The sequence below is a fragment of the Kitasatospora sp. NPDC057512 genome, assembly GCF_042802135.1.
Classification (GTDB): Bacteria; Actinomycetota; Actinomycetes; order Streptomycetales; family Streptomycetaceae; genus Kitasatospora.
The window spans coordinates 1-7,693 of record NZ_JBHVET010000397.1 but is presented as its reverse complement, the minus strand read 5'-3'; the positions used below and the strand labels follow the sequence as shown (position 1 = coordinate 7,693).

The following is a 7,693-nucleotide window of genomic DNA, read 5'->3' as shown; positions in this document are numbered from 1 at the left end:
GTGCGGCACGAAGCGCGCGAACGGGTCGGCGACCTCCGCGCAGTGCCCGGCCAGCAGGCCCCGGAAGCGGTCGAGCAGCGCCGCGTGCCGGGCGTCGACCGCGAGGTTGACCAGCTCGCCGGGGTCGGCGGCGAGGTCGAAGAGCTGCTCCCGGTGGTCGCCCCAGGCATAGCAGACGTACTTGTGCCGCCCGGCGCGGACCATCCGCCCCAGGGCGTTGTTGAAACCGGGGATCTCCCAGCGGGTCTCGACCACCACGCTGTCGTGCGGCCGCGGCGCGCGGACGCTGCGGCCGGGCAGCCCGCCGGGCCCCTCGATCCCGGCCAGGTCGCAGAGCGTCGGGATGAGGTCCAGCCCGGCGGCGACCAGCCGCTCGTCGACCGCGCCGGCGGCCACCCCGGGGCCGGTGACCACCAGGGGCACCCGCACGCACTCCTCGTACAGGGCCCACTTCTGGTTCCAGCGGTGGGCGCCCGCGCCGTCGCCGTGGTCGGAGCTGAACACCACCACGGTCTCCCGGTCGCCGCCGCGCTCCGCCAGCGCGGCCAGCAGCAGGCCGATGTGCCGGTCCACCCGCTCCACGAGGGCGTAGTAGGCGTGCCGGTAGCGGCGCCAGTCGTCCTCCCGCCACTGCTCCGTCGGGTGGGTGTGCGGCTGGGCCAGCCGGGCCAGCCGGGGCAGCGCCGGATCGTACGGCCCGACCGGGAAGTTGGCGGGCAGCGGCGGGAGTTCGGGGACGGGCGGCGCGGGCGGGAGCGGGCCGGTGCGCGGGTCCTGGCCGCGGGCCCACTCGCAGATGCCGTGCGGCTCCAGGAAGGAGGCGACCAGCAGGAACGGCCGCTCGCGCGGTGCGCGGACGAACCGGGCGGCGGCGCGGGCGAGTCCGGCGTCGTCCCCGCCCGCCGGGTGGATCCGGCGGAAGCCCCGGTCGGCGGGCAGGTCCAGCTCCGGCAGGTGCCACTTGCCGCCGTAGCCGCAGTCGTACCCGGCCTCGGTGAACAGGCGCCCGAGCAGCGGGTCCTCCGGGCCGCCGGTGTTGCCGGTGACGCCGACGGTGCTGGGCAGGCGGCCGGTCATCAGGCTGGCCCGGGAGGGGGTGCAGAGCGGCTGGGCGCAGTAGGCGTTGGGGTAGCGGGTGCCGGCGGCGGCCAGCGCGTCCATCGCGGGGGTGCGCAGGTACGGGTTCCCGGCGGCGCCCATCGCGTCGGCGGTCTGCTGGTCCGTCAGGATCAGGACGACGTCGGGGCTCTGTGGATCCGGCACGGGTCAGGCCATCCGTTCGTAGGTGTGCGGGTCGAGCGCCCGGCGCAGCGGCGCCCCGTCCAGCCAGCGCTCGAACTCGCCGACGACCAGGTCGCCGAGGCGGCGGCGCTCCAGCCCCCGGCTGCCCGCCAGGTGCGGGGTGACGACCACGTTGGGCAGGGTGAACAGCGGTGAGCCGGGCAGCGGCGGCTCGGGGTCGGTGACGTCCAGCACGGCGAAGAGGTCCGGGCGTTCGGCGAGGACGGCCAGCAGCGCGGGCTCGTCCAGGACGGCTCCGCGCGCGGTGTTGACGAGCGTGGCGCCGGGCTTCATCGAGGTCAGCAGCCGCCGGTCGACGAGGCCGCGGGTCGCCGGGAGCAGCGGGGTGTGCACGCTCACCACGTCGGCGGTGGCGAAGAGTTCGTCCAGGCCGACGGCGCGCACCCCGGGCGGCACCGGGGCGTACGGGTCGTGCGCGAGGACCTCGACGTCGTAGCCGCGCAGCATCTCGCAGACCAGGCGCCCGGCCGCGCCGAGCGACAGGACGCCGACCGTGGAGCCGTACCCGCCCGGCGTGCGGGCGGCCGGGACGGCGGCGCGGGCGGCCCGGGCGTCGAGGACGTGGCGCCAGCCGCCCTTGAGGGCGTAGACGATCTGCGCCACGGCGAACTCCGCGACCGGGACGGCGTTGGCGTGCGCGGCGGTGACGATCGGGACGCCCGCCGCCCAGAACGCCTCGCCGGCGATCCGGCGCACCGAGCCGGCGGCGTAGAGCACCAGCCGCAGGCGGGGGAGCCGGGCCAGGGCGGCGGCGTCCAGGACGGGCCCGCCCCAGCCGGTAAACAGCACCTCGACGGCCCGCAGCGCCTCGGGTGCGGCGGCGGCCAGCCGCTTGGCGCTCCACACCCCGTCGGGCGAGGCCGGGTCGGCCAGCACCTCGGCCCGGGCGGCGACCCGGGCGCGGGCCCGCGGGCCGTAGACGTCGGGGAAGCGCTCCGGGTCCATCGCGAAGGCGGCGGTGGGCATCCGGTTCTCCTCGGGTCGCGGGCGGGCACGTCGGAGTCGCCGCGCACAAGGAGTTTCTATCACAGTGAGAAATAGTCGGGGAGCCGGTAGGGCCGGGCGGGCCCCGGGCCTCAGCGGGTGATGAACGTCGCCCCGTCCGCGAGCCGGACCGCCGCCGCGGCCGCGCCGACCAACTCGGTGGTGGTGCTGTGCACGACCACCAGGCGCGGCAGGACCGGCACCCGCCCCTGGAGCCGGCTCTCGATCGCGGCCGGCAGCTCGCCCCCGCTCTCCCAGAACAGCCGCCCGCCGAGGGCGATCAGCTCCGGCGCCAGCACCGTGCTCAGGTTGGCCACCAGCAGCGCCAGGTCGTCGGTGAGCTCGCCGATCAGCCGGACCGCCGCCGGGTCGCCCTCGCGCCCCAGCCGGAACAGCCCCGCCACCCGCTCGGCCGGGGTGCCGGACACCGTCAGGCCGGCCTCGGTGATCCGCCGGTCCACCGCGTGGTCGCCGATCCTCGCCTGGGTGTCGCCGGTCCGCCCGAGCGGCCGGTCCAGCGCCGCGTGCCCGGCCATCAGGTGGCCCAGCGCCCCGGCCGCGCCCAGCCGGCCGCGGTGCAGCCGGCCGTCCAGCACGATCCCGGCGCCGACCTCGATGCCCACCACCACGGCCGCCAGGTCGCCCACCCCGGCCGCGGCCGGCGACTCCCGCACGGCCAGCGCGACCAGGTTGACGTTGCTCTCGACCGCCACCGGGACGCCGTAACGCTCCTGGAGCAGCACCCCCAGCCGCAGCCCGGGCCAGTCCAGCGCGGGCGCGAACTCGACCAGCCCGGTGCGGTCCCGGACCACCCCGGGCACGCCCACGACGAGGGCGCGGGGGGCGCCCGCCTGCCGCCCGGCCCAGTCCCGCAGGCCGTCCACCAGTGCGAGCAGCGGGCCGGTCAGCTCGTCGGCGGCGATCTCCCGCGGCCGGTCCGGGCTGGGGAACGCCCAGTGGTGCTCGGTCTCGTGCAGCACCGTGCCGTCCAGCGCGGCCACCACACCGACGATCCGGCGCGGGCGCACCGCGATCGCCAGCACGGTCTGCGCCCGGGCGTTGTAGCGGATCAGCTGCGGCGGCCGCCCGCCGCCGGACGGCGCCCGCTCCGTCTCCACCTCCACCAGCCCCTCGGCCCGCAGCACCTCCACCAGCCGGTGCACGGTCGCGGTGCTCAGCCCGCTCTCGGCGGCCAGCCGCTGCCGGGACAGCGTGCCGTGCCGGCGCAGCACCTCCAGCAGGACGGTCTGGTTCACCCGGGCGACGGTCTGCGTCGTGGCGGTGGCGGGGGTACGGCTCGGGGGCATCGCGCGCTCCTCGGACCGGGCCGGGCCCGGACGGTCAGGACTTTGTCTCAGCTTGAATATATCCTTGGCCCGGCCCGCCCTGCCCTCCTTGCCCTCCCGGGTCGCACTGCCCTTCTTGCCAGCGCGGCCCGCCCTGCCCTCCCGGGTCGCCCGACGAACGACGGAGCCACCGTGCCGCTCGCCTTCTCCACGCTCGGCGTCCCCGGGCTCCCACTGGCCGGGGCCGCCCGGCTCGCCGCCGAGCACGGCTGGGCGGGGCTCGAACTGCGCTGCGCCGAGGGCGAGTCCGTCCACCCCGCGATGACCCCGGGAGAGCGCCGTGCCGCCGCCCGCGTCCTGCGCGCCCACGGCCTCACCCCGCTCGCCCTCGCCTCCTACGTCGGTGTCGCCGCCCCGGGGCCGGACCACGCGGTGACCGACGCGCTCCGCACCCACCTGCGGCTCGCCGCCGACCTGGGCGCGGCCGGCCTGCGGGTCTTCCCGCGCGGCGGCGACGGCCCGCGCGCCGAGGCCGACGACCGGGCCGCCCGGCGGCTCGCGGAGGTCGCGGAGGAGGCCAGGCGGCTGGGCGTGCGGGTGCTCGTCGAGACCCACGACTCCCACCGGGGCGGCCGGGCGGTGGCCGGGCTGCTGGCCCGGGTCGCCCACCCGGCCGTCGGCGCCCTGTGGGACCTGATGCACACCCACCTGGCCGGCGAGACCCCGGCCGAGACCCGGGCCGCGCTCGCCCCGTACCTCGGCCACGTCCAGGTCAAGGACATCGCCGGCCCGCAGGACCGCACCCCGCTCCCGCTCGGCGTCGGCGTCCTGCCGATCGCCGACTGCCTGCGCCTGCTGCCGCCGGACGCCTGGATCTGCTGGGAGTACGAGGCGCCCTGGCACCCGGCGGCCGCCCCGCTGCCCCCGCTGCTCCCGTCGGGCGCGGCCTTCCTCGCGGCCGTTTCCCGCTCCGTTCCCCGCTCCGCTTCCGGCTCCGCTTCCCGCTCCGCCTAGGGTGGACCCCGTACGACCATCCGACCGGCAGGAGACCCGATGAACGCGACCGCAGTGACCGACGCCCCGCTCCCGGTCGGCGTGATCGGCCTCGGCGACATCGCGCAGAAGGCCTACCTGCCGGTGCTCACCGCACTGCCCGGGCTGGACCTGCGGCTGATGACCCGGGACGCGGCCAAGCTCGACCGGCTCGGCGAGACCCACCGGATCGCCCCCGAGCACCGCTTCACCGACCTCGGCGCGCTGATCGACAGCGGCATCCGCGCCGCCTTCGTGCACGCCGCCACCGACCAGCACGTCCCGATCGTCGAGCAGCTGCTCACCGCCGGGGTGGACGTCTACGTCGACAAGCCGCTCGACTACACCCTGGACGGCGCCCGCCGCCTGGTCGACCTCGCCGACCGCACCGGCCGCTCGCTGATGGTGGGCTTCAACCGCCGCCACGCGCCCGGCTACGCCCAGGCCAAGGAGCGCCCGCGCGACCTGATCGTCCTGCAGAAGAACCGCGAGGGCCTGGCCGAGTCGGCCCGCACCCTGGTGTTCGACGACTTCATCCACGTCGTGGACGTGCTGCGGTTCCTGGCCCCCGGCGAGATCGAGCACGTGGACGTCCGCGCCCGCACCCGGGACGGGCTGGTCGAGCACGTGGTGCTCACCCTCGGCGGCGAGGGCTTCACCGCCCTGGGCATCATGAACCGGGTCTCCGGCTCCACCGAGGAGGTGCTGGAGGTCTCCGGCGGCGACTCCAAGCGTGAGGTGCACAACCTGGCCGAGGTGATCGACCACCGCGGCCAGCCGACCGTCCGCCGCCGCGGCGACTGGGTGCCGGTGGCCCGTCAGCGCGGCATCGAGCAGTGCGTGCTCGCCTTCCTGGCGGCCGTCCGCGCCGGTCGCACCCTGGACGCCCACGACGCGCTGCGCACCCACGAGCTGTGCGAGCTGGTCGTGGAGCGGATCGAGGCTTCCTGGGAGTCCGCTGGGAGCGGGCTGTGAGAATCCCGGGCTGACCGGGCGTCACGTCACCTCCGGGGAACCGTCCGTTCACTGTCAGGGTCTTGTCGGGGCATTTTCTACGCGCGTATCTTGAGGGGCGCCGCGGGGGGCGGGAGCCCGTCCTCCGCTTCTTCGCCACGCGAGCAGCGCGCGCCCGACGCGCGCCTCCGCCCGGACCGCCGTGCCACGACCGTGCCGCACGGCGGAGCTAGGAGCCCTGCCCCGGTGACCACCGCCCCCGCACCCCGCCCCCGCAGAACCCTGCTGCGCGCCGCCCTGATCCCGGCCTCGCTGGCCGCGTCGCTGGTGCTCGTCCCGCTGCCGGTGGCGAACGCCGCCGCGCCCGCGACCCCGGCCCCGACCGAGGCCGGCCCGCTGCGGATCCACGACATCCAGGGCAGCACCCGGATATCCCCGCAGGCCGGCAAGCCCGTCACGGGCGTGCCCGGCATCGTCACCGGCGTGCGCGCGTACGGCAGCGTCAAGGGCTTCTGGCTCCAGGACCCGAACCCCGACGCCGACCCGGCCACCAGCGAGGGCGTCTTCGTCTACACCGGCGGCAACCCGACCGTGCGGGTCGGCGACTCGGTGCTGGTGAGCGGCAAGGTCACCGAGTACTACCCGAACCTCAGCGGCGGCTCGCAGTCCATCACCGAGATCACCGCCCCCGGCATCACCGTGCTGTCGGCCGGCAACCCGCTGCCCGCCCCGGTGGTGGTGGACACCCGCAACATCCCCGGCACCTACGCCCCGCCGGCCGGCCCGGACGGCTCCATCGACGGCGGCACGCTCCGGCCGGAGAAGTACACCCTCGACTTCTACGAGTCGCTGGAGGGCATGCTCGTCCAGGTCAAGGACGTCCGGGTGGTGCAGGCGACCGACAAGTACAACGAGCTGTGGGTCGCCGCCGACAAGCAGGACCAGCGCAGCAAGCGCGGCGGCCTGCTGTACGAGTCGTACAGGGAGCCCAACGTCGGCCGGCTGATGATCCAGCAGCAGGCCCCGGTGAACCAGCGGCCGTTCCCGGTCGCCAACGTCGGCGACGAGCTGACCGGCGCCACCACCGGCCCGCTGGACTACAACAACTTCGGCGGCTACACCCTGGTCGCCGGCACCATGGGCACGCTGAAGGACAACCACCTCCAGCGCGAGGTCACCGCCCAGGCGACCGACCGCGAACTCACCCTCGCCACCTACAACGTGGAGAACCTGGCCCCCGGCAACCCGGACGCCAAGTTCGCCGAGCTGGCCCAGGGCGTCGTCACCAACCTGCGCTCGCCCGACATCGTCGCCCTGGAGGAGATCCAGGACAACAACGGCAACAAGAACGACGGCACGGTCGACGCGAGCCAGACCGTCGCCAAGTTCGTCGCCGCGATCAAGGCGGCCGGCGGCCCGTCCTACGACTGGCGCTCGGTCGACCCGCAGGACGGCAAGGACGGCGGCGAGCCCGGCGGCAACATCCGCCAGGTCTTCCTGTTCAACCCGCAGCGGGTGTCCTTCACCGACATCCCCGGCGGCAGCGCCACCACCGCCGTCGGCGTGACCGGCACCGGCTCGGGCGCCGCGCTGACCGCCTCGCCCGGCCGGATCGAGCCGAACGACGAGGCCTGGACCAACAGCCGCAAGCCGCTGGTCGGCCAGTTCTCCTTCCGCGGCAAGAAGGTCTTCGTCATCGCCAACCACTTCAACAGCAAGGGCGGCGACCAGGGCATCGACAGCCGCTTCCAGCAGCCGACCCGCGGCTCCGAGGTGCAGCGGACCCGGCAGGCCACCGTTGAGCAGTCCTTCGTCGCCAAGCTGCTGGCCGCCGACAAGGAGGCCAAGGTCGTCTCCCTCGGCGACTTCAACGACTACCAGTTCTCGCCCGCGCTCGCCGCGCTCACCAAGGACGGCGTGCTGCGCGACCTGGTGAACGAGCTGCCGGAGACCGAGCAGTACTCGTACGTCTACCAGGGCAACTCGCAGGTGCTGGACCACATCCTGGTCAGCCCCGAGGTCGGCTACGCCAAGTACGACGTGGTGCACATCAACGCCGAGTTCGCCCAGCAGGCCAGCGACCACGACCCGCAGGTGGTCCGCATCAAGCCGTAGTCCGGGCACCGGTTACGCTG

6 protein-coding genes are annotated in these 7,693 nt (G+C 75.3%); 3 read left to right on the top strand and 3 right to left on the bottom strand.

Annotation, left to right across the window (positions count from 1 at the left end; translation table 11 throughout):
• The 3 genes from ACFU6K_RS24015 to ACFU6K_RS24005 all read right to left on the bottom strand — a co-directional run.
• The coding region (locus ACFU6K_RS24015; RefSeq protein ID WP_380666209.1) for a sulfatase at nucleotides 1-1,263 on the bottom strand (1,263 nt) is incomplete at its 3' end.
• Nucleotides 1,264-1,266: 3 nt separating this feature from the next.
• Nucleotides 1,267-2,268, bottom strand: a complete 1,002-nt coding sequence (locus ACFU6K_RS24010; RefSeq protein ID WP_380666208.1) for a hydroxyacid dehydrogenase — start codon at nucleotides 2,266-2,268, stop codon at nucleotides 1,267-1,269.
• A gap of 110 nt (nucleotides 2,269-2,378) precedes the next feature.
• The gene (locus ACFU6K_RS24005; protein ID WP_380666206.1) at nucleotides 2,379-3,593 is read right to left on the bottom strand and encodes an ROK family protein; all 1,215 of its coding nucleotides are present in this window, start codon (nucleotides 3,591-3,593) and stop codon (nucleotides 2,379-2,381) included.
• 171 nt (nucleotides 3,594-3,764) lie between these two features.
• Between ACFU6K_RS24005 and ACFU6K_RS24000 the strand changes: the two genes are divergently transcribed.
• From ACFU6K_RS24000 to ACFU6K_RS23990, 3 genes are all read left to right on the top strand, one after another.
• Nucleotides 3,765-4,586 (top strand): sugar phosphate isomerase/epimerase family protein, encoded by an 822-nt coding sequence (locus ACFU6K_RS24000; RefSeq protein WP_380666204.1) that lies wholly within the window; start codon nucleotides 3,765-3,767, stop codon nucleotides 4,584-4,586.
• A 39-nt stretch (nucleotides 4,587-4,625) separates the two neighbouring features.
• Nucleotides 4,626-5,579: a Gfo/Idh/MocA family protein gene (locus ACFU6K_RS23995; protein WP_380666202.1), complete on the top strand. Its 954-nt coding sequence runs from the start codon at nucleotides 4,626-4,628 to the stop codon at nucleotides 5,577-5,579.
• Between the two features lie 225 nt (nucleotides 5,580-5,804).
• On the top strand, nucleotides 5,805-7,673 hold the full coding sequence (locus ACFU6K_RS23990; RefSeq protein WP_380666200.1) for an endonuclease/exonuclease/phosphatase family protein: 1,869 nt from the start codon (nucleotides 5,805-5,807) through the stop codon (nucleotides 7,671-7,673).
• Nucleotides 7,674-7,693 lie beyond the last annotated feature (20 nt).